Annotated in this window: 26 protein-coding genes; 9 read left to right on the top strand and 17 right to left on the bottom strand. The window is 71.3% G+C overall.

Annotated elements, in window-relative coordinates; translation table 11 throughout:
• Nucleotide 1: 1 nt before the first annotated feature.
• On the bottom strand, nt 2-856 hold the full coding sequence (locus QSK32_RS03500; RefSeq protein WP_285471171.1) for a hypothetical protein: 855 nt from the start codon (nt 854-856) through the stop codon (nt 2-4).
• Nucleotides 857-1,193: 337 nt separating this feature from the next.
• Here QSK32_RS03500 and QSK32_RS03495 point away from each other — a divergent pair, with 337 nt between their 5' ends.
• From QSK32_RS03495 to QSK32_RS03485, 3 genes are read left to right on the top strand one after another with little or no spacing between them, the layout of a single operon-like run.
• The gene (locus QSK32_RS03495; protein ID WP_285471170.1) at nt 1,194-2,918 is read left to right on the top strand and encodes a putative bifunctional diguanylate cyclase/phosphodiesterase; all 1,725 of its coding nucleotides are present in this window, start codon (nt 1,194-1,196) and stop codon (nt 2,916-2,918) included.
• 22 nt (nt 2,919-2,940) lie between these two features.
• The gene (locus tag QSK32_RS03490) at nt 2,941-3,237 is read left to right on the top strand and encodes an ArsR/SmtB family transcription factor (protein WP_245674380.1); all 297 of its coding nucleotides are present in this window, start codon (nt 2,941-2,943) and stop codon (nt 3,235-3,237) included.
• A 54-nt stretch (nt 3,238-3,291) separates the two neighbouring features.
• Complete coding sequence (locus QSK32_RS03485) at nt 3,292-3,558, top strand: hypothetical protein (protein WP_157411633.1); 267 nt, start codon at nt 3,292-3,294, stop codon at nt 3,556-3,558.
• 208 nt (nt 3,559-3,766) lie between these two features.
• Here QSK32_RS03485 and QSK32_RS03480 read toward each other — a convergent pair whose 3' ends face one another.
• On the bottom strand, nt 3,767-4,171 hold the full coding sequence (locus QSK32_RS03480) for a winged helix-turn-helix transcriptional regulator (protein WP_245674379.1): 405 nt from the start codon (nt 4,169-4,171) through the stop codon (nt 3,767-3,769).
• A 9-nt stretch (nt 4,172-4,180) separates the two neighbouring features.
• Here QSK32_RS03480 and QSK32_RS03475 point away from each other — a divergent pair, with 9 nt between their 5' ends.
• On the top strand, nt 4,181-5,101 hold the full coding sequence (locus tag QSK32_RS03475) for a Rossmann-fold NAD(P)-binding domain-containing protein (protein WP_285471169.1): 921 nt from the start codon (nt 4,181-4,183) through the stop codon (nt 5,099-5,101).
• Between the two features lie 89 nt (nt 5,102-5,190).
• On the opposite strand, the gene QSK32_RS03470 is transcribed toward QSK32_RS03475, so the two are convergent.
• Nucleotides 5,191-6,399, bottom strand: coding sequence for a sigma-70 family RNA polymerase sigma factor (locus QSK32_RS03470; protein ID WP_285471168.1), 1,209 nt, complete (start codon nt 6,397-6,399; stop codon nt 5,191-5,193).
• 138 nt (nt 6,400-6,537) lie between these two features.
• Between QSK32_RS03470 and QSK32_RS03465 the strand changes: the two genes are divergently transcribed.
• On the top strand, nt 6,538-7,332 hold the full coding sequence (locus tag QSK32_RS03465; protein WP_285471167.1) for an alpha/beta fold hydrolase: 795 nt from the start codon (nt 6,538-6,540) through the stop codon (nt 7,330-7,332).
• Nucleotides 7,333-7,444: 112 nt separating this feature from the next.
• Here the strand turns inward: QSK32_RS03465 and QSK32_RS03460 are convergent, their stop codons facing one another.
• From QSK32_RS03460 to clsA, 9 genes are all read right to left on the bottom strand, one after another.
• Nucleotides 7,445-7,999, bottom strand: a complete 555-nt coding sequence (locus QSK32_RS03460) for a MerR family transcriptional regulator (RefSeq protein ID WP_045746826.1) — start codon at nt 7,997-7,999, stop codon at nt 7,445-7,447.
• A gap of 154 nt (nt 8,000-8,153) precedes the next feature.
• A complete protein-coding gene (locus QSK32_RS03455) occupies nt 8,154-8,618 on the bottom strand; it encodes a bifunctional nuclease family protein (RefSeq protein ID WP_045746827.1) in 465 nt (154 codons plus the stop codon).
• A 125-nt stretch (nt 8,619-8,743) separates the two neighbouring features.
• Nucleotides 8,744-9,412: a transcriptional regulator FtsR gene (gene ftsR, locus QSK32_RS03450; protein WP_045746828.1), complete on the bottom strand. Its 669-nt coding sequence runs from the start codon at nt 9,410-9,412 to the stop codon at nt 8,744-8,746.
• A gap of 77 nt (nt 9,413-9,489) precedes the next feature.
• A complete protein-coding gene (odhI, locus tag QSK32_RS03445) occupies nt 9,490-9,942 on the bottom strand; it encodes an oxoglutarate dehydrogenase inhibitor Odhl (protein ID WP_045746829.1) in 453 nt (150 codons plus the stop codon).
• 224 nt (nt 9,943-10,166) lie between these two features.
• The gene (gene gcvH / locus QSK32_RS03440) at nt 10,167-10,547 is read right to left on the bottom strand and encodes a glycine cleavage system protein GcvH (RefSeq protein ID WP_045746830.1); all 381 of its coding nucleotides are present in this window, start codon (nt 10,545-10,547) and stop codon (nt 10,167-10,169) included.
• A 15-nt stretch (nt 10,548-10,562) separates the two neighbouring features.
• A complete protein-coding gene (locus QSK32_RS03435; RefSeq protein WP_045746862.1) occupies nt 10,563-11,213 on the bottom strand; it encodes a DUF881 domain-containing protein in 651 nt (216 codons plus the stop codon).
• Nucleotides 11,214-12,105: 892 nt separating this feature from the next.
• A complete protein-coding gene (locus QSK32_RS03430) occupies nt 12,106-12,438 on the bottom strand; it encodes a small basic family protein (RefSeq protein ID WP_014445295.1) in 333 nt (110 codons plus the stop codon).
• Nucleotides 12,435-13,304, bottom strand: coding sequence for a DUF881 domain-containing protein (locus tag QSK32_RS03425; protein WP_083449550.1), 870 nt, complete (start codon nt 13,302-13,304; stop codon nt 12,435-12,437). Before QSK32_RS03425 ends, QSK32_RS03430 begins: the two co-directional genes overlap by 4 nt.
• A gap of 299 nt (nt 13,305-13,603) precedes the next feature.
• Nucleotides 13,604-14,218, bottom strand: a complete 615-nt coding sequence (gene clsA, locus QSK32_RS03420; RefSeq protein WP_045746831.1) for a cardiolipin synthase ClsA — start codon at nt 14,216-14,218, stop codon at nt 13,604-13,606.
• Between the two features lie 213 nt (nt 14,219-14,431).
• Between clsA and QSK32_RS03415 the strand changes: the two genes are divergently transcribed.
• Nucleotides 14,432-15,388 (top strand): AraC family transcriptional regulator, encoded by a 957-nt coding sequence (locus tag QSK32_RS03415; RefSeq protein WP_245674256.1) that lies wholly within the window; start codon nt 14,432-14,434, stop codon nt 15,386-15,388.
• Nucleotides 15,389-15,516: 128 nt separating this feature from the next.
• On the opposite strand, the gene QSK32_RS03410 is transcribed toward QSK32_RS03415, so the two are convergent.
• A complete protein-coding gene (locus QSK32_RS03410) occupies nt 15,517-17,469 on the bottom strand; it encodes a vWA domain-containing protein (protein WP_045746833.1) in 1,953 nt (650 codons plus the stop codon).
• A 6-nt stretch (nt 17,470-17,475) separates the two neighbouring features.
• Nucleotides 17,476-18,900: a sigma 54-interacting transcriptional regulator gene (locus QSK32_RS03405; protein WP_045746834.1), complete on the bottom strand. Its 1,425-nt coding sequence runs from the start codon at nt 18,898-18,900 to the stop codon at nt 17,476-17,478.
• A gap of 113 nt (nt 18,901-19,013) precedes the next feature.
• Between QSK32_RS03405 and QSK32_RS03400 the strand changes: the two genes are divergently transcribed.
• The 3 genes from QSK32_RS03400 (at nt 19,014) to QSK32_RS03390 (ending at nt 22,420) form a co-directional block, all read left to right on the top strand.
• Complete coding sequence (locus QSK32_RS03400) at nt 19,014-19,928, top strand: PhzF family phenazine biosynthesis protein (protein ID WP_285471166.1); 915 nt, start codon at nt 19,014-19,016, stop codon at nt 19,926-19,928.
• Nucleotides 19,929-19,956: 28 nt separating this feature from the next.
• Nucleotides 19,957-20,388, top strand: a complete 432-nt coding sequence (locus QSK32_RS03395) for a PPOX class F420-dependent oxidoreductase (RefSeq protein WP_045746835.1) — start codon at nt 19,957-19,959, stop codon at nt 20,386-20,388.
• A gap of 397 nt (nt 20,389-20,785) precedes the next feature.
• Nucleotides 20,786-22,420 (top strand): ABC-F family ATP-binding cassette domain-containing protein, encoded by a 1,635-nt coding sequence (locus QSK32_RS03390; protein WP_045746836.1) that lies wholly within the window; start codon nt 20,786-20,788, stop codon nt 22,418-22,420.
• A 75-nt stretch (nt 22,421-22,495) separates the two neighbouring features.
• On the opposite strand, the gene QSK32_RS03385 is transcribed toward QSK32_RS03390, so the two are convergent.
• The 3 genes from QSK32_RS03385 to glgA all read right to left on the bottom strand — a co-directional run bounded on the left by QSK32_RS03385 (nt 22,496) and on the right by glgA (nt 26,048).
• The gene (locus tag QSK32_RS03385; RefSeq protein ID WP_157411456.1) at nt 22,496-23,152 is read right to left on the bottom strand and encodes a hypothetical protein; all 657 of its coding nucleotides are present in this window, start codon (nt 23,150-23,152) and stop codon (nt 22,496-22,498) included.
• 65 nt (nt 23,153-23,217) lie between these two features.
• On the bottom strand, nt 23,218-24,840 hold the full coding sequence (locus QSK32_RS03380; protein WP_285471165.1) for a glycoside hydrolase family 10-like protein: 1,623 nt from the start codon (nt 24,838-24,840) through the stop codon (nt 23,218-23,220).
• Entirely contained in the window at nt 24,837-26,048 is a 1,212-nt protein-coding gene (gene glgA / locus QSK32_RS03375; RefSeq protein ID WP_245674258.1) for a glycogen synthase, read from the bottom strand. The genes QSK32_RS03380 and glgA overlap by 4 nt, the downstream gene beginning before the upstream one ends.
• Nucleotides 26,049-26,089: the final 41 nt, after the last annotated feature.

The raw sequence follows: 26,089 nt of genomic DNA, 5'->3' as shown, positions 1-26,089 counted from the left end.
CTCAGCCGATCGGGGGCAGCCAGCCGGCCGGGTCGGTGCAGTCGCCGATCGTGGTGTGTTCGACCACGGCGGTCAGGTCCTGCCGGGTGATCTGCATGCGGTTGTCGGTGTGCAGTTCCAGGACGCACCCGCCCGTTCGGACGATCATGTCGGCGCCGGTGTCGGTGCCGCCGTAGGTGCCGTTGGGGCGGGGCGGGTACCACGTGGCGAAGTCGCCGATCACGGTCGGTTCGCCCAGGTCGTGGCTGATGGCGGACCAGTCCGGGTTCGACGTCGGATACACGTGAGCCGACAGCGGCAGCTGACGCGGGAGACCGGCCACCGACGGGACGCCGCCCTCACCGAACCCGATCTGGACGTGCACGCCGGTCAGGGACAGGAAGGTCAGCTCCTGGCCGGCGGGCAGGCCGGTGAACCGGAACGGGGCACGGGCCTGCTCGGGAGCGTGCAGGCGGACCCCCTCGGCCACCTGGAGCAGTTGCTCACGGGTGTCCTCGGGGTCGCCGGCGACGACCACCCACGCGTTCTGGTCGGTCTGCCAGCCGACGCCGGTGGTGGCGCCGCCGATCATGTTGCCGTTGATGCCGTCGGGCAGGGTCAGGCCGGTGGTGAAGAACGCCGGGCGGCCCCCGACGGTGATCTTCTCGCCGCGCTGCAGGGCAGCCGGGTCGAAGGCACCGGGGTCGAAGACGTCGGCTCCGGCGTAGCCGGGCACGTTCTCCGGGCGGGCCGCGGCCACCATCGCGCTGTTGCGGACCATGGCGGACTCGACGCCGCGCTGGCTCTCCCGGTTCATGATCCGGAACCCGGAGCCGGCGGCGATCTCCAGGGTGAACTGCGATGGGGTGCGGTACACCGGGGTCGCGGCCGGCGGTAGTCCGGTGCGGTTCTGCTCACCGAGTGCCAGCGGAACGGTGACACCGGCGGCAACCAGGGCGAGTGCGGTGGCCGTACCCGCGAAGAGACGCCGGCGGCGGCGGATGCCCGCCGCCCGGGTCTGGGCGTGCTCGACCAGGCCGTGGGTGTCGAGGGCGCCACGAGGAGAACGCCGGGTGGGCCGGATCTGCTGTGCGCCTCAGCTCCTGGATCCGGCTGCCGATTCGCAGCGGTATGAGCTCCCCGATCGGACACCGGGCACCCGAACAGTCCGGCGGTGTCCGGGAACGTGCCGTCGAACTCCGGGTGACCCCTCCGTGAGCGACTGGTCGGCGCGCCGGCTCACCGCGTTCTTCGCCGCGGTCTGCGAGCAGGCCGGCGAGCAGGCCGCGTTCACCGTCGCCGCGGAACAGGCGGCGGAGACACTGGCGGGCGAGCTCGGGGCGGTACTGCGGAACGGCCTGGTCGCCGCCGGCGCAGGCAGCTTCTCCTCCGGCGCGGGTGGCTTCTCCTCCGGCGCGGGCAGCTTCTCCTCCGACGCGGGGAGCGAGGCACTCGGCGCCGCCCTGGCCGCGGCCGGTGACCGGCCGCTGCTGCACCTGGACGGGCGGGAGCTGCATCTGGCGTCCGCCCGGTTCGGCCCGGTCACGCTGCTGGTGGCGCGGGCCGCGGAACCGTTCGCTTCCCGGGAACGGCAGCTGCTGCAGGCGATGGCGCAGAGCCTCGTCCTGGCCCTGCACAGCCGCACCCTGACCGGCGGCGGACGGCAACGCCACGACGCGCTGACCGGCCTGCCCACCCGGGCGGCGTTCCTGGCGACGCTCGACCAGCGGTTACGCGCGGACGGCCCGGTCAGTGTGCTCTTCGTCGACCTGGACCGGTTCAAGGCGGTCAACGACAGTCTCGGGCATCCGGCCGGCGACGAGCTGCTCGGCCTGGTCGCCGCCCGGATCCGCGGTTGCCTGCCGTCGGACGCAACGGCGGCCCGGCTCGGCTCGGACGAGTTCGCGGTGCTGTTGCCGGACGCCACCACGGACGAGGCGCTGCCGGTGGCGTACCGGATCGTCGACGCGATCCGGCAGCCGTTCCCGGTCCGTGGGCACGACGTGTTCGTCGGCGCCGGGATCGGGGTGGCCACGGCCTCTTCCGGGACGTCCGCCGGCGACCTGCTCGGCAGCGCCGACATCGCGATGGACCGGGCGAAGCAGGCCGGGGCCGGGCAGGTGGTGGTGTACGCGCCGCACATGCACACCGAGGCGCTGGCCCGGCTCACCCTCGACGGCGACCTGCAGCGGGCCGTCGAACTCGGCGAGTTCCGCCTGCAGTATCAGCCGTTGTTCGCGCTGGCCACCGGCGAGGCCACCGGGGTGGAGGCCCTGGTGCGCTGGCAGAGCTCCCAGCGCGGGTACGTGTCCCCGGGCGACTTCGTGCCGATGGCCGAGGAGAACGGGCTGATCCGCGACATCGGCCGGTGGGTGCTGGACACCGCCGGGGAGCAGGCGGTCCGCTGGCGGGCCACGATGCCCGAGCTGACCCTCAACGTCAACGTGTCCGGCCGGCAGCTGACCGACCCGGTGTTCGCCGAGGACGTGGAGCGGATCCTGGCCCGCCGCGGTCTGCCCGCCTCGGCGGTCATCCTGGAGCTGACCGAGTCGGTGCTGATGAGTGACCCGCGGGCGGCGATCGCCTGCCTCAGTGATCTCAAGGCGCTCGGGGTCGGGGTGTCGGTGGACGACTTCGGCACCGGGTACTCGTCGTTGTCGTACCTGCGGCGGCTGCCGGTCGACGAGTTGAAGATCGACCGGGCGTTCCTGAGCCGCGCCGAGCCGACCCGTGAGGACCTGGCGGTGGTCCGGGCGGTCGTGGACCTGGCCCGCACGTTGCGGCTGCGGACCGTCGTCGAGGGCATCGAGACCGAGTTCCAGCGGCAGGCGGTCCGGGCGCTGGGCTGCGATCTCGGGCAGGGCTATCACCTGTGCCGGCCGGTGCACCCGGAGGACGTACCCGCCGCGGTGGGCATAAATGCCGTTGCGGTTATATAGCTGTACCGGTATTTTGCGGTGGGTGCAGTCCACCACCTTCGACATGCTCGCCGACCCCACCCGCCGCCGCATCCTCGACCTGCTCCTGGACCGGCCGCGCCTGGTCGGCGAGCTGACCGCCGAGCTCGGCCTCAGCCAGCCCGGCACGTCCAAACACCTGCGGGCCCTGCGCGAGGCGGGCTTGGTCCGGGTCCGGCCCGAGGCCCAACGCCGGTGGTACGAACTGAACCCCGCCCCTCTCGCCGAGATCGACGCGTGGCTGGCCCCCTACCGCCGCTTCTGGGAACAGCCCTGGCCGGCTGACGGATCGAGGACTTGACGTGGCGCTCTTGGATGGTGGCTGAGGACACTTCTCGGCACGGGGGTGGGGTGCATGAGCGCGGATCGACCACAGTTCGAGCATCTGAACCGGGCATACCGGACGACCCGATCGCGGGATCGCAACGTGCGGCGGCACCGGCTGTCCGGCGTTCGCGAACTCGGCCCGGACGAGGCCGCACCATGGAGCGCCGCCACACACGGGCGGCCCGGTGAACTGTTCGTCAGGTGGAAGGACGACCGCGACACGACCAAAGGTGCCTGGGTCTACGCCTTCGACCGCGACGGGCACCTCGTCTGCGGCCCCACCAATCACCGCTGACCGGCTCCGGCTCACCGCTGACCGGCTTCGGCTCACCGCCGACCGGCTTTGTGTTCACCGCTGACCGGCTCTGGGCTCACCGCTGACCGGCTTTGTGTTCACCGCTGACCGGCTTTGTGTTCACCGCTGACCGGCTCTGGGCTCACCGCTGACCGGCTTTGTGTTCACCGCTGACCGGCTTTGTGTTCACCGCTGACCGGCTTTGTGTTCACCGCTGACCGGCTGCCGCGCGGGCCTGGTCGATCTCGGAGGCGTGCGCCACGGCCCACTCCCCCACCGCCACGACCAGCGGCAACAGGGAGCGACCCAGACCGGTCAGGGCATATTCCACCCGCTGATCGACCTGCCGGCGGCTGATCAGACCATCAGATTCCAGGCTTCTGAGGGTACGCGTGAGCATGCGCCGACTGATGCCCTGCACCAGCCGGTCCAGTTCGTTGAATCCGCGCGGCCCGTCCCGCAGGATCGCCAGCAGCAGGATCGTCCACTTCTCCCCGACCCGGGCCAGCACGTCCGTCGCCGGGCAGCGTTGCCGGTCGGCGGGCGTGACCGGCAGCGCGATCACCGGGGACATCAATGTGCCTTCTTTCGCCACCACCGTCGCGTTGTCCACCATCGCAGTATGCGCACAGTGGTCATCGCGGGTGGGACCCGCGGCATCGGCGGCGCCCTCGCCGCCCGCCTGAGACAACGCGGTGATCGGGTGATCGCCCTCGGCAGCGCCGACGCCGATCTCACCTCGGTCGCCGCCACCGACGCCCTGATCCGGCGACTCCCCGACCGGATCGACACCCTGGTCCTGTCCGCCGGGGCGTTCAGCCCGCAGCGTGTGGAGACCGCCGAAGGTTTCGAACGGTCCTTCGCCATCATGGTGCTGGCCCGGTACCTGCTCGCCGAGGGCCTGCGCCCCGCCCTGAACCGCGCGGACCATCCGATGATCCTCAGCCTGACCGGGACCGGCGGCATCAAGGGCGGCGTCATCCACTGGGACGACCTGCAACTCACCCGCGAGTACCGGATGATGCGCGCGGTCCTGCAGGGCACCCGGATGAACGACCTGCTCGGCGCCGGTTTCACCCGCCGCGACCCGACCAGCCGCATCCGGTACGTCCTGTACAACCCGCTGTTCGTCGACAGCGGCCTGCACCGGCACCTGCGGCAGCCCACCCGCACGCTGCTGGCGGTGGCCGCCCGCCTGTTCGCCTCCTCCACCACGACCGCCGCCGACCGTCTGATGCCGCTGCTCACCGACCCACTCACCATTCCGCCATCCGGCCCGCCTACCGTTCCGCCGGCCGGCCCACTCACGGTTCCGCCATCCAGCCCACCTACCGCTCCGCCGGCCGGCCCACTCACGGTTCCGCAGGCCGGCCCACCCACCATTTCGCCGGCCGACCCGCCGGCCCGCCCGCCGACTGCGCCGCTGACCGCGCTGCGCCGTGGCACCCCGATCCCGGTGGACGGCCCCGACTTCGACCCGGTCGACGCCGATCGTGCCTACGAGGTCGTGGCCCGGCTAGTCGCCGGGGTCCTGAGCTCGTAACTGCAGTTTCTGCCCGTCGTGGGTCGCCGACGGGCAGACCGGCCCGTGAAGGGCCGCCGAAGTCACGCACGACAGTTCTGAGCGGGTGTTCAGAGCCGCGGCGGCAGGCCGAACAGGGGGAACAACCGGCCGGTGTCCAGGAAGTTGGCGACCCCGGCGATCCGGTCCCCTGACACGTCCAGCACGATCAGCGCCCACGGCACGTACCCGGTACCGTCCGGGCCGGGCCGGAACTGTCCGAAGGCCGGCTGTCCGTTGGCCCACACCGGCAGCAGACGCGAACCGCGGCAGCCGCTGCCCGTGCCGGACATCCAGGTGGCGATGTCGGCGGGACCGCGCAACCACAACGGCAGCGGCGGCATCGACAGCGTCGCGTCCTCGTGCAGCAGAGCCGTCAGTGCCGGCAGGTCGTAGGCCTCGAACGCCGTCACATAACGCTCGAGCAGGCGTTTCTGCTCGTCGTCGAGCGGATCACCGGCCGCCGCGGCTTCCAGCCGGTCACGGCGGCTGGGCCCGCCCCGGGATCCGCCGGAAACGCCGCTGACACCGCCATCGCCACCAACGCCATCGCCGCCAACGCCAGCGGCCCTGGTGGCCCCAGTGGCCCCGCCGCCGGTGGCCCCGCCAGCCCCGCCGCCGGTGACCCCGACGGACCCGCCGACACCAATCCTGCCGGTAGCCCCGCCGACGCCGGTCACGCCGGTGGCCCTGGTGACACCGCTGACACCGCCGGCCCCGGTGTCAGCCGCCGCTGCCAGAGTCGCCCGGGCCCGCTGCAGCGCACTGTTGACCCCGGCGACGGTGGCACCGAGCAGCACGGCCGTCTCCTGCGCGGAGAACGCCAGCACCTCCCGCAGGATCAGCACCGCCCGCTGCCGCGGTGGCAGATGTTGCAGGGCGGCGACGAACGCCAGCCGGATCGTCTCGCGGCCGGCCACCACCTCGGCCGGATCACCCCCGGCACGGGCCACCCGGGTGTCCGGCACCGGACCCACCCAGATCGCCTCCGGCCCCGGCTCACCCGGATGGGTGGCCGCACCGGAACCGGCCGGCCCCAGATCCATCGGGCGGACCCGCCGCTGCGCGCCGGCCAGCATATCCAGGCACACGTTCGTGGCGATCCGGTAGAGCCAGGAACGCACCGCGGAGCGCCCCTCGAACCGGTCCAGGCCCCGCCAGGCACGCACCATGGTGTCCTGCACCGCGTCCTCCGCCTCGAACGCGGAACCGAGCATGCGATAGCAGTATCCGGTCAGCTCCGGCCGGAAGGCCTCCAACTCGCCAGCAGCCACATCCACGCCGACGAAGCTAGCGCAACCGTATGACAGAAAATCCGCTCCCGGAACGACAGACTTTCCGGGGCGGCGATGAGTTTCCCGCGCCCGGCCGGTCATACCCGGTACCGAACGACAAGCCGTGAGAACCGAGGAGCTCCCATGCCCTACGCCGACGTCAACGGGATCAACCTGTACTACGAGATCCACGGCACCGGCCGGCCCCTGGTGCTGCTGCACGGCGGGCTCGGATCGGGCGAGATGTTCGCCCCGGTCCTGCCCGCCTTCACCGCCGGGCACCAGGTCATCCTGCCCGACCTGCAGGCGCAGGGGCGTACCGCCGACATCGACCGGCCGCTGCACATCCGCTCGATGGGCGACGACATCGCCGCCCTCATCGACCACCTCGGTCTGGACCGTCCCGACCTGGTCGGCTACTCCCTCGGCGGGGGCGTCGCCCTTCAGGTGGCGTTCCACCACCCGGAGAAGGTGGGCCGGCTGGTCGCCCTGTCGGCCGGGATCCGCCGCAGCGCCGCGTACCCGGAGATCCTCGAACAGCAGGGCCAGGTCGGACCGGAAGCGGCGGAGTTCATGAAGCAGACGCCGATGTACGAGCTGTACCAGCGCGTCGCGCCGCGGCCGGAGGACTTCCCCCGCCTGCTCGAGAAGATCGGTGTGGCGATGGCCGAGGACTACGACTACACCGACGAGATCCGCGCCCTGCAGACGCCGACCCTGATCGTCGCCGCCGACGCCGACCTGTGCCCGCCGTCGCACTTCGTCGAGGTCTTCAGCCTCCTCGACGGCGGTCTGCGCGACGGCGGCTGGGACGGCTCGGGCCGTCCGAAGGGCGGTCACGCCCTGGCGATCCTGCCCGGGACGACGCACTACAACGCGTTCCTGTCCCCGCTGTTCCCCGCCGCCGCCCTGCAGTTCCTGGACAAGGATCGCGACTGACCCACGACCGCCCGGCGGGCCGGCAGTTCCCCTGTCGGCCCGGCGGCGCCGTCCCCGGCCACCCGGACGTCACCCGATGCTCCGACACGTGCTTACGGAATGCGGCGCGTCCTCAGCCGGCGCGGCGGCGGGCCCGGCGGGCCGCCAACTCGTCGCCGGCGGCCGGCTCGGCGGGGGTGTCCACCCCGACCGGCTGCGGCGACGCGGCCGGCTCAGCCGGCAGGTGCGACAACGAACCTTGGATCTCCTTGAAGGCGCCGCCGATCGCGATGCCGAACACGCCCTGACCGCCCTGCAACAGATCCACGACCTCCTCCGGGGACCGGCACTCGTACACCGTCGTCCCGTCCGAGATCAGAGTGATCTCCGCCAGATCGTCGACCCCGCGCGACCGCAACGTCTCGATCGCCCGGCGGATGTTCTGCAACGACACCCCCGCGTCCAGCAGACGCTTCACGACCTTGAGAACCACCAGGTCGCGGAAGGAATACAGACGCTGAGTGCCGGACCCCGACGCATCCCGGACACTCGGCACCACCAACGTGGTCCGGGCCCAGTAGTCGAGCTGGCGGTAACTGATGCCTACGGCCTGACACGCCGTCACCCCGCGGTACCCGACCGAGCCGTCCTCGCCGACGAGTGGGCCTTCAAGAGGCTGCTCGTGCACGCGAATACCTCCCCCTGCCCATGATCGAAATCTAGGCGGTGTGCCGGTTCACCTGGACGTCACGAGCGTATATCTCAGTCACGACCGAAACATGGAGGTAACGGCACGACACGCCGCGAGCGGGCTAGCGCCCGCCCGACGACAGAAGTCGATGTCAACCCGCGAAATCCTCCGGACGCACCTGGTCGAGGAATTCACGGAACTTCTCCACCTCGTCCTCCTGCTCGTCCGGGATCACGATGCCCGCCTCGGTGAGCACCTGATCGGCACACCGGATCGGCGCACCCACCCGCAACGCCAGCGCGATCGAGTCACTCGGCCGCGCCGAGACCCGCAGATCGTCACCGATCAGCAGATCCGCGTAGAAGACGTTGTCCTTCAGCTCGGTGATCTCCACCGCCTTCAGCGGCGCCTGCAGCGCCGCGAGGATGTCCCGGAGAAGATCATGGGTCAGCGGCCGGGCCGGCTTGACCCCCTGCTGCTCGTACGCGATGGCGGTCGCCTCCACCGCGCCGATCCAGATCGGAAGGTACCGGTCGCCGTCGACCTCCCGCAGCAACACGATGGGCTGGTTGCTGGGCAGCTCCACCCGGACCCCGACCACGCTCAGCTCGCGCACCGCCGCCTCCGTGTCGTTGATTTGTCGCCCGTCGTCACACGGCCGCCCCTAACCTGCACGGTACACGCACAGCACCGGAATCCGACCCGCGCGAGATACCCCGCACAGGGTAGGCCGAACCGGTGTCAGCGCCCCAATTCGCCGCGCAGGCCCGAGCGCACCAGCGCCGCATGCAGACGCTGCGACAACGCCTGCAGGTCACGAGCCGTGTCGGCGGCACGGGCCCGCGCCGCCGGATCCTGCTGACGCGCCAACGGCGCCAGCAGCTGTGTGAACAGCCCCACCTCGCGATCCGCGGCGTTGCGGAACGCGCGCAGATGACGGACCTCCAACCCGTACTGGGTCAGGCCCACCACCGCCTCCACGATGATCACCGCATCGGCGTCGTACCACCCCGGCGGGCGCGCCACCACCAGACCGATCTGTTCCAGCTCGGCCAACAGCGCCTCGTCCACACCGGTGCGTTCCAGCATGTCGGCCTTGGGGATCCGGGTGTCCGCCGACTCGGCGGCACGCGGCGTCCCCACCGCCACCAGCGTCGGACGCTGCGGAACCACCGGCTCCTGCTCCATCCGGTCCAGCTGCTCCCGGATCACCCGCAAGGGCAGGTACTGGTCACGCTGCGCGGTCAACACGAAACGCAACCGCGCCACGTCGTTCCACGAATACTTGCGGTACCCGGAGGCGGTGCGTTGCGGGTCGACCAGACCCTCCGCCTCCAGGAACCGCAACTTCGAAATCGTGGTGTCGGGGAATTCGGCGCGTAGATGGGCAAGCACCTCCCCGATGCTCATCAGCGCACCCTCACGCCCGCCCTGCCCGCTCTGCGGGCGCGAAGGCCCCGGGTCACGCGCGGCCGCCCCCGACGCGTTCACCCCCGGCCGCCCTCACCCTCAGGGCGCGGGCCGGCGATGAACACCAGACGGAACTTACCGATCTGGACCTCGTCGCCGTTGCTGAGCGTCGCGGCTTCGACCCTTTCCCGGTTCACATACGTACCGTTGAGGGAGCCGACGTCCCGGACGGTGAAGATGCCGCCGTCCCGGTGGAACTCGGCGTGGCGGCGCGACACCGTCACGTCGTCAAGGAAGATGTCACTGTCCGGGTGCCGGCCACTGGTCGTCACATCGTGATCGAGCAGGAAGCGGGCACCCGCGTTCGGACCACGACGCACGACCAGCAATGCCATACCGGGCGGCAGCGAACCGGACATCCGGCTCGGCACCACGTCGGTCTCGGGTCCCTCGAGCACCTCGTCAAGGGCGCCAAGGTTCAGCGTGGACGTGACGTCGAGTGGGGGGAACTCGTCGTCTGGGCGCGTCATCGGACCACCTCACGGATCAGTTGGTCGCCGCCTCCCGACGAGGCCAGCTGTGCTCTGACCCCGCCGAGGCCAGATTCGGCCCGACGCACGACTATCGGTTTCAAAGGGATAACAGTTCTCGGTGTGCTCCGCGAGCCTAGTCAGCGCCAATATCGCTGAGCAACCGGACTCGCGGAGACCGATTGTCTTCCATTCACTTCCGGCACGGTTTCCCGCACACCGGATCAGCTCTCGGTGATCGCCCGGTAGGCCGCCGCGTCCAGCAGGGAATCGAGAGACGCCGGATCCGCCGGCGTGATCTCCACCAGCCAACCCGCCGCATACGGCTCGCCGTTGATGATTTCCGGCGTGTCCGTCAACGTGGCGTTCTTGGCCACCACCGTGCCGGCGATCGGCGCGTAGATCTCCGAGACGCTCTTCGTCGACTCGATCTCACCCAGCGAGTCGCCCGCCTGCACGACCGTGCCCTCCTCGGGCAGGTCGACGAAGACGATGTCGCCCAGAGCGTCCTGCGCGAAATGGGTGATGCCCACCCGCACAGGGCCACTGCCGTCACCGGCGACCCACTCGTGCTCCGCGGTGTACCGCAGGTCCTCAGGAATCAACGCTTCCTCCGTAGATCACGAAACTGGACGCGCGTATTGCAAGGCTGCTGCCTTGCGCACCTCGGTCACTTCGACCAGGGAACGCGAGTCCATGGTCACGCTACCGCCGTCGTTCTTCACCGACGCCACCACCCCGCCCGGGATCTGCAGCGCCGTGCTCATCGTCTCCGGCGAACCGATCACCAGGAGACGGAACGGTCCGGACAGCCGCTTGCCGTCGGCAATGATGCCCCCATCAGCGGCATCGACGAAATAACTGGACGCCACGATCCGTACCGCCGCATTGTTCGCGCCGTTGAGCTGCATCACCTCGCCGCCCGCACCGCGCAGCTCCTGCACGGCGTTCAGCACGTCCGAGGCCTTCACCCCGACGAGCGCGATCTCCAGCCCCGGACCACGCCCGGGAACCGTGCCGGCCAGCAGCCCCAGCTCAGCGTTGCGCTTGCTCGCCTCGGCCAGCGCCGCCTCCCGGCCCTCGACACCCGAGCTCAACTGCCCGCGCGTGCGCTCCATCGCCTGGATCTCGGCCAGCAGCCGGCTGTCCTGAGCCTCCAGATCGCTGAGGATGCGCACCAGGTCCTCCTGCCGGGCGGTGCTCAGCCCCTGATCGGCGTCGTTGCTGCGCACCTGGACGACAAGCGTGAACCCCAGCAGCGCCAGCAGCACCCAGATCAGCGTTCCGGCCGGCGCGGGCCGCCGTCGCGCCGGGCGATCAAGATCACCTTTGTCGGCGACGGCCTCGGGCGTGTCAGAAATCGACGGATCGGGTGACGTGGCGGATGTCTCGCCGTCGCCGTCACTCAGGTCACCCGTCCGTGGCGCCCCGGCGGCGTCCGCAGCCTCGACCGAAGACCTCTCCCGGGCGGCCGGAGAGCCGACCGCGGAGAGCGGGGACCCGGCCGCGGAGAGCGGGGAGTCCGCTTCGGACCCCAGAGGGTCCACTCCGGAGTCCGCAGAGTTCAGCCCGGGGCCCCGGGGGTCCATCGCGGAGTCCGGAGAACTCACCCCGGAGTCCGGAAAGTTCGCCCCGGCGTCCGCAGAGTCCACCGCGGACACCGAGGACTCGCCGGTGGAGACCGGCGACGACTCAAGCGGACGCCCGGCGGAAAGAGCCGCCGCAGGCGAAGGCACAGCAGGCGAAGAAGCATCCGAGAGCAGACCCGAGGTCGTCAACGGCACCGTAGGCTCGTCCTCCACCGGCCTCGGCGGGGAGGCCGCGGGCGGAATGAGCGGCCTCGGGTCTCGCGCCAGCCCCGGCCTGGCCAACGGCACCGTCGGCTCGTCCGGCTCATCCGCCGAGAGTTCCGCCCCGCCCGAGGGGAATCCTGCCGACGACGCGGAAGGCGACTCGGAGGGCGACCCGGCGAGTGACTCGGAGGGCGACCCGGCGAGCGACTCGAAGGGTTGCTCGGCGAACGACTCGGAGGGCTGCTCGGCGTCGGCGGGAGCAGACGGCTGCGGCGACCGGCCGGCCGCGGGCTTACGCCCCGCCACAGGCATGCCGGCAGCCGGAACGCCCGGGCGTTCACCGAATTCGTCACGGTCAGTCATCGAATTCCTATGCCCGGAAGAGGTGCCGTCGGATCGCCGCGACATTACCGAAGATGCGCACGCCGAGCACCACCACGACACCGGTGGACAGCTGACCACCCACGCCCAGTTGATCACCCACGTACACGATCAGGGCCGACACCAGCACGTTCGAGATGAACGACACGACGAACTGCTTGTCGTCGAAGATGCCGTCCAGCTTGGCCCGGACCCCGCCGAACACGGCGTCGAGCGCCGCCACCACGGCGATCGGAAGGTACGGCACCAACTCCGGCGGCACCGCCGGATGGAACACGATGCCCAGCAGCACACCGGCGAGCAGGGCGAGAACGGCGATCATCGGGGCCCTTCCGACGCAGAGCCGGACGAACGGGCCGTTCCCGAGCCGTCCGGTGACGAGGAGCCCGACGCGGCGGGCGGTGGGGTGTCGGCCGCGGCGACCCGCAGTTTCATCTCGGTCGCCGCGTCCAGGGTCACGTCCTTGGCGTTCGCCACGTCGTACGACAGGCCGTACCGTGCGGCGAGCGTGTCGAAGAACTGGCCGGCGTACCCCTTGTGGAAGTCGGATCCCATGTCGCCCGGCCCGATCGCCACCACCTCGTACGGCGCGGCGACCGGCTGCACGTTGACCAGGATCGCCCCGCCCGCTTGACGAATGGTGGACGTCGCGGTGAGGCGCTGGCCGTTGATCGCGATGGCCTCGGCGCCGGCCGCCCACAACGCGTTCGTCGCCAGTTGCAGATCGGTGTCCTTGACCTGCGCCTCGGTACGCCGTTCCCCGGTCACCGCGTCGACCGTGGTCGGCCCGTCGGACAGCGTGATCCGCACTCCCGACCCGCGGACGGTCGCCAGCCCGGTGGCCGCCTCCAGGTCACGCAGCTGGGCCAGGGCGGCGCCGCTCAGTTCCCGTTCGCGCAGGCCGGCCACCTCGGCGGCGAGCCGCTCGGCCCGGCCCTGCAGGTCCTCGGTCTCGGCGCGGCGGCTCTGCACCTGCTCGATCAGCGTGTCCCGCGCCTTGGTGCGGGCGGGTTCCTCGGCCACCGTCTGCTGGTAGGCGACCACCAGCAGGAATCCGATGACCAGCGCCACCACGGCGGACGAGCCGGCCGCGGTGCGCCGGCCGCCGGGGCTGCGCCGGTATCCGGAGTCGCGCCGGGCGGCCGCGTCCGCGTATCCGGGGTCGAGCGGGTTGCGGAACAGCTCCATCAGGAAGTCGGGTGCGTAACGCCGGCCGGAGCCGTCCGGGTCCGGCGTCTCCCCCGGTTCGAGCCCCGCCACCGGCCGCGCCGGTGAGGAGTCCACCGCCGACCGAGCCGGTGAGGAGTCCACCGCCGGCCGAGCGGACAAAACGGAGAAGCCAGTAGACGCAGACGCGGCAGACGAAGAGGCAGCCGCGGCCGGGGACGGCGTGCCGGGCGAGGACGGCACGGCAGCCGGGGACGGCACGGCAGGCGAGGACGGGGACGACTCGGACGACGGACCGGGCGCGGACCGCGCCGCCGGGCTCACGCCCCCTCCGTCCCGGCGCCGGGACGGTCCGCGCGCAGCAGGCGCACCGTCTGCACGAGGTAGAGCGCGGCAGCCGCCCAGTAAAGCCCGAGTGCCCACCAGGCCAGGCCCCAGCCGGTCGGCGTGGCCCACCAGGCGATCGACGGCACCGCCTTGGCCAGCAGGATGATCGGGAACGAGGCGAGCAGCACGAACGTGCCGGACTTGCCGACGTAGTGCACCGGCGGCGGCCCGTGCCCCTGGCGGCGCAGGATCAGCAGGGCCACGAAGAGGACCGCCTCGCGCAGCAGCAGCATGCCGGTGAGCCAGAGCGGGACCACGTCGCGGATGGTGAAGCCGACCAGGGTGGCCAGGATGTAGAGCCGGTCGGCGAACGGATCGAGCAGCTCGCCGAGGCGGCTGACCGAGTTCATCCGGCGGGCGATGTAGCCGTCCACCCAGTCGGTGGAGCCGCCGATCGCCAGCACCACCACGGCGGCGACGTCGTGCTGGAGCACCAGGAGCAGGTAGAGGAAGAGCGGGACGCCGAGCAGCCGCAGGAAGCTGATGGCGTTGGGCAGGGTCCAGATGCGGTCGGAGGTCTCGATGGACGACGCAGGTTGCTGCGACATCGCGACTTCCTTCCCCCTCGGCCCGGGCCCCCGCCCGGATCCTGTACGAGCTGCTCACTCGCCGAGCAACTATAACCAGCCGCGTTCCTCCGGCCGACGCGCAGTCACAGGCGCCACAAAGCGTACGCCGTCCTAGGAGGCTAGCCCATCATTCCCTCGACGGGTGACTGGCCGCCGGCCACGTCAGGCGAGAAGCTGGAGAGCGTGCACACAGTGACCCGGCAGATACGCGACGTGGACGAGGCGCAGGACCTACTGACCCGCAACTTCTACGCCCTGGACGTCCGTGTCCTCGCCCCGGCCTCGCACTGGACGGCCGACTTCGCGGTCGGCGGCGACGACGCGGTGACCCTCGGCGACCTGCGGTTCGGTGTCGACGTGCGCATCGATGCGGGCGAGCTCGACGCGTACCACGTGAATCTGCCCTTGACCGGCGGTGGCATGGCCTGGCACCAGGGGCGTGACGAACCGCACCGGGTCCTCGCCGGTCGCGGAGCCGCGGTCTACCAGCCGGTCGGGCACACCATCGTCGACCGGTGGGACGGCGACTGCCGGATCCTGGCCGTCAAGGTGGGCCGCCGGGAGCTGGAGAACCAGCTGTCCCAGCTGCTGGACCGTCCGGTACGCGGTCCGGTCGACCTGGGCCCGGAGATCGACGTCACGCGCGGGGCGGGCGCGGCCTGGAGCCGGCTGGCCCGGATCGTCACCGCCGACACCGGCACGCCGGACGGCCTGACCGGGCATCCGGTGGTCGGTGCGCGGCTGCGCGAGAGCCTGATGACCGGTCTGCTCTTCGCCACCGGCCACCGGTTCCGCGACTCGCTGCACGGTCAGCGTCCCGCTCTGGCCGCGCCGGGCGCGATCCGGCGGGTGGTCGAGGCGATGCACGCGCAACCGGGCCGTCCGTTCACCGTGGCCGACCTGGCTGCCGTCGCCGGGGTGGGCAGCCGGGCACTGCAGCAGAGCTTTCTGCGGTACGTGGGAATGCCGCCGATGACCTACCTGCGGGAGTTGCGGCTGGGACTGGTGCACGACGAGTTGCGCCGGGCCGCGCCGGGAACGACGGTGGCGCAGGCGGCGTACCGGTTCGGGTTCACCCACCCGAGCCGGTTCGCCACCGCGTACCGCTCCCGTTACGGCGTGCCGCCGTCCCAGACCCTGCGCGGCTGACCCCGCGTGTTGAGTTAGGGCGCCCACAACGCCCAAAGTCACCACACCCCGAAAAGCGTGATGACTTCAGGCGCCCACAACGCCCGAACTCAACACACCCCGAAAAGCGTGATGACTTCGGGTGGGGGTCAACGGCGGCCCCGGCGCGCCCGCACGTAGTCGTCGATCACGTAGCGGCCGAGTTCGGCGGCGTCCGGGCTGAACACCCGCCCGCCGTTGCGCTCGGCCACCGCGCCGACGAACCGCCGCAACCCCGGCTCCTCACCCAGCATGAACACGTTGAGCGTCGCGCCGTACCGGGTGAGCAGGTCGACCTCGCGGACCGTGGCGCTGACCGTCTCGCTCAGCGGCGGCCACCAGAAGACCGCCTCGCCGTCCTCCTCCAGATGCGCGGTCGGCTCGCCGTCGGTGACCACCAGCACCACCGGTTCGGCGCCCGGATGCCGCCGCAGGTGCCGGCCGGCCAGTTTCAGGGCATGCTGCAGGTTGGTGCCCTTCTCGGTGGTCGGCTCGATCGCCGCGAGTTCACCCTGGGACAGCGTCTGGGCGTACTTGCCGAACCCGACGATCTGCAGCGCGTCCTGCGGGTACTTCGTGGCGACCAGGTGCGACAGGGCCAGGGCGGTCTGCTTCATCGGCCCCCAGCGCCCGTCGGCGTACATCGAGTACGACAGGTCGACGCAGAGCGCCACCGCGGCCGACGAGCGCCGCTCCGTTTCCGCGATCTCGAAGTCGTCCGGCGTCAGGCGTACCGGAACGGTGTGAAGATCCCGGGAGGCGGCCCGGCGCCGGACCGCGTTGCCCACCGTGCGGACCACGTCGAGGGGTTGATCGTCGCCGAACTCCCAGCGCCGTGACGAGCCGATCAGGTCCCCGGCCGCCCCCGCGTCGCGCATGTCGTGCTCGCCGCGGGTGCCCGCCACGTCCCGGAAGATGCTGGTCAGCGCGGTCTGGCCGAGCCGGCGCAGCGCCTTGGGCGAGAGGGTCAGGCCGTCCTCGTCGCGTTCCACCCAGCCCTGGCGCCGCAGTTCGCGTTCCAGTTCGCGCAGGCGGCGCAGGTCGTCGGCGGCGGACCGGCCGAGTTGACGCTCGACCGCTTCCACGTCGACGTCGTCCAGGGTCGCGCCGGGGTGTTCCTGTCCGAGCTGGTCGATCAGCTCGTCCAGGTCGGCGATCTCACCCAGCGCGGACGCGGCGTCGCCGTAGCCGAGGTCCTCGGGTCCGCGTACGCGTTCGCCGCGGTCCCAGTTCAGGTGGGGGCGCAGCGCCCGCAGGTTGTCGGTGAGCTGCCCGAGTTGCCCTTGGAGCGGGCTGTCGGCGAGGGCCTGGGCCATCAGGCTTTGGAGTTCCTCGCGTTGCTGCGGGCTGAGCGAGCGCATCAGCCGTTCGGCGGCCGCGGCCTGCCGGGCCAGCGAGTCGATCAGCTCGTCGATGTTCTGCGGGTCGTCCGGGAAGAACTTGCCGTGCTTGGCCATGAACTCACGGAACGCGTCGTCGGTGTTCTCCCCCCGGGCATGCTTGTCGAGCAGGCCGTTGAGATCACCCACCATGTCAGATATTTCCGACATGTCACCCTGCTGGAGCGCCTGCTTCATGCCGGCGAAGCGCTGCTCGACGACCTCCTGGCGCAGCCCCTCCAGAATCTGACGGTAAATATCCCCCGCTTCGGGCGATGTCCAATTATATCCGGACAACTCGGAGACGGCCTGCGACGTCGACCGCGGCAGGCTGTCCAGCATCGCCTCACTGAACCGCGCATCGTCGTCGTCCCGGGCGCTCAACGCATCCCGCTCGGTGGCGAGCGCTTGGTCCAGCATCTGCCGGGCCCGGGTCACCGCCCCGTCCAGGTTGCCCCGCCGCATCGCCTCCCGGCGCAGCCGCTGCGCCCGGGCCCGCAACTCGTCCAGCCCGCGGCCGTCCCGCGGCCCCCGCCGGATCAGGTCGCGCAGCGCATCACGCAGGCTGTCGCCGCGCAGCACCCGCTCCCCCATCGCGTCGACGGCCGCCCGCACGTCGTAGGGCGGCGCGAGCGGATCCGGCCCGTCGCGCCACGCCCCGTATCGGAAAACGTTTCCGGCCATGTCGGCTCAACTCCCGTAGAGGGTGCGCCCGTCGTCGGTCAGCTCCTTGGCCAGCCGGCGTGTCAGATGCAGCCCCTCCAGCACGAACTCGATCCCGGACGCGGCCTGGCCGGGGCTCGGCGCGTCGCCCAGCCCGAGCCGGTCGAGCACCTTGGCCAGACCCGGCACCGTGCCGATCTGGCCGAGCAGCTCCTCGGCACCGACCAGATCACCGGTCTCGATGATCGCGCCTTCGGCGACCAGGGCGGTGAAGCCGGACAGGTCCAGTCCGGCCAGCCGGGCCCGGAACGTCTCGGCGGTCGCGACCCGCAGCAGGTGCGACAGGATCTCGACCTCGCGGCCCTCCTCGCCGCTCTCGAACTCGACCTTGCCGCGCAGCGTGGAGGTCACCGAGACGGCGTCGCAGATCCGGGCCACCGCCTCGCGTTCGCCGCGCAGCCCGGAGCGGCGCAGCGCCGACGCCGCGACGGTCTCGGCCGCGGCGATGGCGAACCGCGCCGACACGCCGGAGCGGGAATCCACCGACGGCGACTCGCGCACCGCCCGGGTGAAGCGGCCCAGCACCTCGACCAGGTGTTCCGGCACGTCCGCGACCAGCTCCGCCTCCTGGCGGATCAGGGCGGTCTCCAGCTCCAGGTCGACCGGGTAGTGGGTGCGGATCTCGGCGCCGAACCGGTCCTTGAGCGGCGTGATGATCCGGCCCCGGTTGGTGTAGTCCTCCGGGTTCGCCGAGGCCACCAGCAGCAGGTCCAGCGGGAGCCGCAGCTGGTAACCACGGACCTGGATGTCGCGCTCCTCGAGCACGTTGAGCAGCGCCACCTGGATGCGCTCGGCCAGGTCGGGCAGCTCGTTGACGGCGAAGACACCCCGGTTGGTCCGCGGCACCAGGCCGAAGTGGATCGTCTCCGGGTCACCCAGGGCACGCCCCTCGGCCACCTTGATCGGGTCCACGTCGCCGATCAGGTCACCGACGCTGGTGTCCGGGGTCGCCAGCTTCTCGCCGTACCGCTCGGAGCGGTGCAGCCAGGAGATCGCCAGCGCGTCGCCCTGCTGGTCGGCCTGCCGGCGGGCCGCCGGGGTGATCGGATGGTACGGGTGTTCGTGCAGCTCCGAGCCGGTGATGTAGGGGGTCCACTCGTCCAGCAGGCCGCCCAGTGCCCGGATCAGACGGGTCTTGCCCTGGCCCCGCTCACCGAGCAGGACCATGTCGTGCCCGGCCAGCAGGGCGCGCTCCACCTCGGGGAGCACGGTGTCCTCGTAGCCGACGATGCCGGGGAAACGCGGCTCGCCGGAGCGCAGCCGGGTGAGAAGGTTGGCGCGCAGCTCCTCCTTGACCGTCCGGAACTCGTGCCCTGTGGCACGCAGCTCACCGACGGTGCCGGGAAGGCCGGCGGGTGGAACGGGCGTGATCGCGATGGTCGCCTCTGTCACCGCAGGAACGCTACTCCGCAAGGATGACGACCAGCGACTGTGGCGGGCACCACAACCAGGACCGCGACATTGGCTCTGGTCGCCCCGCGTGCCGCCCGGCACGCTTTCCGGTCATGACGCAGATTCAGCGGTACGCCGCATTCACCGTCGCACCGAGCGGCGGCAACCCGGCCGGGGTGGTCCTGGACGCGTCCGGTCTCGACGCCCCGGCCATGCAGGCGATCGCCGCCGAGGTGGGTTACTCGGAGACGGCGTTCGTGACCGGCCCGTCCGGCGGCGGGATCCGGGTCCGCTACTTCAGCCCGCTGGCCGAGGTCCCGTTCTGCGGGCACGCCACGGTCGCCACGGCGGTGGCACTGGGCCCCGGCGGGCACCTGTTCGTGACGAACGCCGGCGAGGTCCCGGTCACCGTCTCCGACGCGGGCGTGGCCACCCTGATCAGCGTCGCGCCGACGGTGTCCGGGCTGTCCGAGGCCGACCTGGACGCCCTGCTGACCGTCCTCCGGTGGTCGCGGGACGATCTCGACCCCGCACTGCCGCCCCGGGTCGCGTACGCCGGCGCCCGCCACCCCGTGCTCGGCGTCGCCACCCGGGAACGCCTGGCCGGCCTGCACTACGACCAGCCGGCCCTGAAGGCACTGATGCTCGACCGCGACTGGACCACCGTCCAGCTGGCCTTCCGGTCCGGCCCGGCGGAGTTCGACGTCCGGAACCCGTTCCCGGTCGGCGGCGTCTACGAGGACCCGGCGACCGGCGCGGCCGCCGCGGCGTTCGGCGGCTACCTGCGGGAGCTGGGCCTGGTCCCGGACGACGCCACGCTGCTGCTGCGCCAGGGCGACGACATGGGCCGCCCCAGCCGCATCACCGTCCGTCTGGTCCCGGGCACCCCCGGCGTCCACGTGTCCGGAACAGCCGTGCCGATCGCGGAGGGAACCGCCGGGCCGATCGTGGAGAGAACCGCCGGGCCGATCGCGGAGGGAACCGCCGGGCCGATCGCGGAGGGAACCGCCGGGCCGATCGCGGAATAGGCCTCCCCGGGACGGACTTGGCAGGGATATGACGGTTGCCCTGTTCGACCCGCGCACGCTGCTCGCGGAGACCCGGCTCGGTGTCCTCGCCACGATCAAGGCCGACGGCAGACCACAGCTGTCGCCGGTCACCCAGTTCTACGACCGGGACGCCGAGGTCATCCTGATCTCGGTGACCGCCGGCCGCGCCAAGACCGCCAACCTGCGCCGCGACCCCCGGGCCACACTCGAGGTGACCAGCCCGGACGGCTACGCCTGGGCGACCGCCGAGGGCGTCGCCACCCTGACCGGGCCGGGCGACGACCCGCAGAGCCCCGCGGTGGAGGCGCTCGTCGACTACTACCGGCGGGCGGCCGGCGAGCACCCGGACTGGGACGAGTACCGCTCGGTGATGGTCGCCGACCGCCGCGTCCTGCTGTCCATCGCCGTCGGCCACGTCTACGGCGCGAAGATCCGCTGACCATTGCCGGGTTCCCGGGCCTCGAGACACGTTCCGCGGTCAGGGTGCGAAACCCGTCCGCGTGGTGATTACGGGCGCCCTGCACACCCCAAATCACCACACCCTGTGGACCGTGGTGATTACGGGCGCCCTACGCACCCCAAATCACCACACCCTGTGGACCGTGGTGATTACGGGCGCCCTACGCACCCCAAATCACCACACCGGCGTGGGGCGTGGTGACTACGGGCGCCCCACGCACCCCAAATCACCACACCCCGTGGACCGTGGTGACTACGGGCGCCCCACGCACCCCAAATCACCACACCGCCGTGGGGCGTGGTGACTACGGGCGCGCTGAGAGGCCGAAGTCACCACGCGGACTTCGACGACTGAACGTGTCTAGGATTGGCGTTCGATGAGCGCCACGATGATCGCCCGGGAACTCGCCGCTGGGCACGGCGACCGCACCCTCTTCGCCGGACTCGACCTGGTGGTCGCGCCCGGGGACGTGGTGGGACTGGTCGGAGTCAACGGTGCGGGCAAGACGACGCTGTTGCGTACCCTCGCGGGGTTGAACGCGACGGAGAGCGGGAGTGTCTCGCTCAGCCCGCCCACCGCCAACGTCGGCTACCTGCCGCAGGAACGGGAGCGGCGCGCCGGGGAGACCGTGCGTGACTTCCTCGGCCGGCGCACCGGGGTGACCGCCGCGCAGGCCGCGATGGACGCCGCCGCCGAGGACCTGGCCCGGGAGCTGCCCGGCGCCGACGACCGGTATGCGGCGACTCTGGAGCGCTGGCTCGACCTGGGCGGCGCCGACCTGGACGAACGCGCCGAGCAGGTGGCCGGCGAGGTGGGGCTGTCGGTGGCGCTCGACCATCCGATGACCGCGCTCTCCGGCGGGCAGGCGGCCCGGGCCGGGATGGCGTCGTTGCTGCTCAGCCGGTACGACGTCTACCTGCTCGACGAACCGACCAACGACCTCGACCTGGACGGCCTGGCCCGTCTGGAGACGTTCGTGGCCGGCCTGCGCCCGGGTGTCGTGGTGGTCAGCCACGACCGGGAGTTCCTCACGCGTACCGTGACGAAGGTCCTCGAATTGGATCTGGCGCAGAACCAGGTGAAGCTGTTCGGCGGCGGTTACGCGTCCTATCTCGAGGAACGCGACCGGGCCCGCATGCACGCCCGCGAGCAGTTCGAGGAGTACTCCGGCAAGAAGGAGGATCTCCTCGAACGTGCCCGGATGCAGCGCGGCTGGATGGACAAGGGTGTGCGCAACGCCCGGCGCAAGGCCCCGGACAACGACAAGATCGCCAAGAACCAGCGGGGTGAGACGAGCGAGAAGCAGGCGGCGAAGGCCCGGCAGACCGAGAAGATGATCGAACGGCTGGACGTGGTCGAGGAGCCGCGCAAGGAGTGGGAGCTGCGGATGGAGATCGCCGCCGCGCCCCGGTCCGGTGCGGTGGTGGCGACCCTGCGCGACGCGGTGGTCCGGCGCGGCGACTTCACGCTGGGGCCGGTCACGCTGCAGATCGACTGGGCGGACCGGGTGGCGATCACCGGGGCGAACGGGGCCGGCAAGTCGACGCTGCTCGCGGCGTTGCTCGGGCGGGTGGACCTGGAGTCCGGTGACCGGCATCTGGGGTCGGGGGTGGTGGTCGGCGAGGTCGACCAGGCCCGCGGGCTGTTCCTCGGTGACGAGCCGCTGGTCCGGGCGTTCGGGGCGGCGGTGCCGGAGCTCAGCGACGCCGACGTGCGGACGCTGCTGGCGAAGTTCGGCCTGAGGGCGGCGCACGTGCTGCGCCCGGCGGCGACGCTGTCCCCCGGCGAGCGGACCCGGTCGGCGCTGGCGCTGCTGCAGGCGCGCGGGGTGAACCTGCTGGTGCTCGACGAGCCGACGAACCATCTGGATCTGGCGGCGATCGAGCAGCTGGAGTCGGCGCTGAGCAGCTACACCGGCACGTTGCTGCTGGTCACGCACGACCGGCGGATGCTCGAGGCGGTGGCGACCGACCGTCGTCTCGTGGTGTCGCAGGGCCGGGTCGAGGGCTGATCAGCACGCCCCGGCCGTAGCCTTCCATGGCCGGGCGGGTGCGGCGCCGGACGGCGCCGCACCCCGGGGCACATCTCAGAGGGACGCCAGCTTGCGGGCCGCGGCACCGGCGGCCGCCGTCAGCTCACGCTGGTTGGGCTGTCCCGGGGACAGCATCAGGACGATCGCGGAGACGTCACCGTCGGCAATCGCCACCATCCGGCCCTGGACCGGCGCCTGGGTGGGGATGCGGATGGTGAATCCGACCCCTGCGGAGGCGTCGCCCAGTTTGGCCGGCGTGCCGGGGGTCAGCGTGACGGCGGCGTTCACGCCCATCTGCGGGACCTGCTTGGTGAACGTCGGGCAGCGCTTGACGGCGCTGGCGACGCCCGCGACGAACTGGCGGGCGGAGGCCGCGCCCGGGGCGGCCAGGGTCTCGATCAGGGCCTCGCTGCCGCCCGCGCCGCGGGTGTAGACGGCACGCGCGGTGATCGGGCCACCGCCGGCGGCGGCGCCGCGGCCGCAGGACGCGACGTCCAGGCCCATGTCACTGATGAACGTGTTCATCGGGGTCTTCAGGGTGGAGAAACCGGCCGGAACCTCGGCCTGGGTGAGCAGTGCGGCCTTGAGCCGCTCCGGGGAGGGAGCGGCTGCCGCGGCGGCGGAGCCCGCCACCAGGGTCGCGACAGAGGCTACGACCGTGGCGGAGACACCGAGGGCAGTCTTCAGCGGCTTACGCCTTGTTGTGATCATGCCCTACGGTATCGCCGCAATCATCCGCATTCTGTCCGAATTGCCGGAGTTGCCCCGATTCACCCTTACGAGGGACCGGTGGTGAAGGCCTCGCTCAGCGGGCCCTCGTTGCCCGAACGGTCCAGCCCGCTCAGGCAGTACGACACCGGACCGGACGGCGGCGCCGGATCGACCACCGCGGCACCGGCCCGACCGGTCGCGACCAGCGTCGCCCGGCTCTCCCCGGTGCGGTAGAGCGCCCAGCTCACGCCCTCGGTCGCCGCCGTCGCCAGGATCGTCTCGCCCTTCTCCCCGCGGCCCACCCCGGTGATCCGCGGAGCGGGCGGCGCCGCGACCGGCAGACGCTCCATCCGCGGCTGCAACGCCGGCGTCGCGTAGTGCGCCTTCTGGTAGCGCGACACCGAACCGAGCCGATCCGACCGGACCTGCTTGGCACTGAAATGCACCTGGCCCTGGACGCCGAACTTGTCGTTCATGGCCATCTGGCGGTCGAGCTCGGCCGGATCGCTCCAGTCGCCCTTCTCCCCCACCCGGTAGTCGGCCATCCCGATGTACAGCTGCACCGACGTGCCCTTGACCGTCTTCGCCCACCAGGGCAGCACCTTGGCGTAGTCCGCCTTGTCGAACCCGATCGTCCAGTAGAGCTGCGGCACGATGTAGTCCAGCCAGCCCTCCCGTACCCACTTACGGGTGTCGGCGTAGATCGTGTCGTAGCTCTCCAGCCCCTTGGTGTCCGAGCCCTCGCCACCGTTGCGCCAGATGCCGAACGGGCTGATGCCGTACTTCACCCAGGGCTTGATCTCGGCGATCCGCTGCTGCATCTCCCGGACCAGCAGGTTCACGTTCTCCCGTCGCCAGTCGGCGCGCGACTTGCCGGCGCCGTACTTCGCGAACGACGCGTCGTCCGGGAAGTCCTCGCCCTTCTCCGGGTACGGGTAGAAGAAGTCGTCGAAGTGCACGCCGTCGATGTCGTACTTCCGGACCGCCTCGAGCATCGCGTCCTCGACGAACCTGCGCGCCTCGGGAACGCCCGGATCGAAGTAGAGCCGGCTGTTCTTGCCGGTCGGATAGGCGATGCGCCACTCCGGGTGCGTCCGCAGGGCGTGATCGGCCGGCAGCTTGGTGAGATCGGCGCCGGCACCGCTGGGCGCGGGCTGCGTCCCACGGTACGGGTTGAACCACGCGTGGAACTCGAGATTCCGCTGGTGCGCCTCGTCCACCATGAACGCCATCGGATCCCAGCCCGGGTCGCTGCCGTCGAGCCTGCCGGTCAGCCAGTTCGACCAGGGCGCGTACTCGGACGGCCAGAACGCGTCACCACTCGGCCGGACGTGCACGAAGATCGCGTTGTGCCGCCGGGCCACCGCCAGGTCGACCCACTTGAGGTACTCCGCCTTGACCTTCTCCTGCGAGAGACCCTGCTTGCTCGGGAAGTCGATGTTGTAGACCGTCGTCAGCCACATCCCGCGCAGTTCCCGGGGAGCGGTGGCCTCCTGGGTGCCGCACCGGCCCGCCACCGACGGGACCGGCGCCTGCACCGCGGCGACACCGTTGTCCGCGACGCTGGTGGCCGACGGCGGCTCGTAGAACGCCGCGCGGACCAGGCCGAGACCGAGCACCGCGACGGCGAACAGCACCGCGACCAGAAGGAGAGCGAGCTGGAGCGGGGGGCGCCTCAGCAAGGTCACAGCACCGTCCGGTAGACGTCCAGGGTGTCCTCGGCGATCCGGGACCAGCTGAACTTCTCCACCGCCCGCTCGCGGCCGGCCTTGCCCATCTGCTCGGCCAGCTGCGGATCACCGAGCACCCGGGTCAGCGTGGCGGCCAGGTCGGCGACGAACTTCGCCGGGTCGACCGGGGTGCCGGTGCCGTCCTGCACCTGCTCGATCGGCACCAGCAGGCCGGTCACGCCGTCCGCGACGACCTCGGGGATGCCGCCGGTCGCGGTGGCGACCACCGCCGTCTCGCAGGCCATCGCCTCCAGGTTGACGATGCCCATCGGCTCGTAGACCGACGGGCAGACGAACACCGTGGCGTGCGTGAGGACCTGGACGACCTCGTGCTTGGGCAGCATCTCCTGCACCCAGATCACGCCCTCGGGATCCCGGGCCGCCCGCAGGTCACGGGCCAGCGCCTCCACCTCGGCGGCGATCTCGGGGGTGTCCGGCGCACCGGCCAGCAGCACGATCTGGGTGTCGGCGGGCAGGTCGTGGCAGGCCCGCATCAGGTAGGGCAGGCCCTTCTGCCGGGTGATCCGGCCGACGAACACCACACTGGGCCGGGACCGGTCGATGCCCAGCCGGTCCACCACGTCGGTGCCGTGATCGGGCTGGTAGAGCTCGGTGTCGATGCCGTTGTAGACCACGTGCACCCGGTCCGGGTCCACCGACGGGTACGCCTTGAGCACGTCCCGCCGCATCCCGCCGGACACCGCGATGATCGCGTCGGCGTGCTCGATCGCGGTCCGCTCGCAGAACGACGACAACGCGTACCCGCCGCCGAGCTGTTCCGCCTTCCACGGGCGCAGCGGCTCCAGGCTGTGCGTGGTCACCACGTGCGGCACCCCGTGCAGCAGCTTGGCGGTGTGGCCGGCGAAATTCGCGTACCAGGTGTGGCTGTGCACCACGTCCGCGCCCTCGCAGCCGGCCGCCATCGCCAGGTTGACCCCCATGGTGCGCAGGGCCGCGTTGGCCCCCGCCAGCTCCACACCCTCCGGGTACGCCGTGACGCCGGTCTCGTCCCGCGGCGCGCCGAAGCAGTGCACCCGGACGTCGGCGAGGTTCCGCAGATCGCGGCTCAGGTATTCGAGGTGCACCCCGGCACCGCCGTAGACCTCCGGCGGGTACTCCCGGGTGAGCAGATCGGCACGCAGACGACGAGCGGGGGAATCGGTCACGAGTCGCAGGATAGCCGCACTCATGTATCCGCCGCCCGGAG

Origin of the sequence: Actinoplanes sp. NBRC 101535 (genome assembly GCF_030269225.1) — a bacterium.
Taxonomy (GTDB): domain Bacteria; phylum Actinomycetota; class Actinomycetes; order Mycobacteriales; family Micromonosporaceae; genus Actinoplanes; species Actinoplanes rectilineatus.
This window is presented reverse-complemented; position numbering and strand designations above follow the sequence as displayed.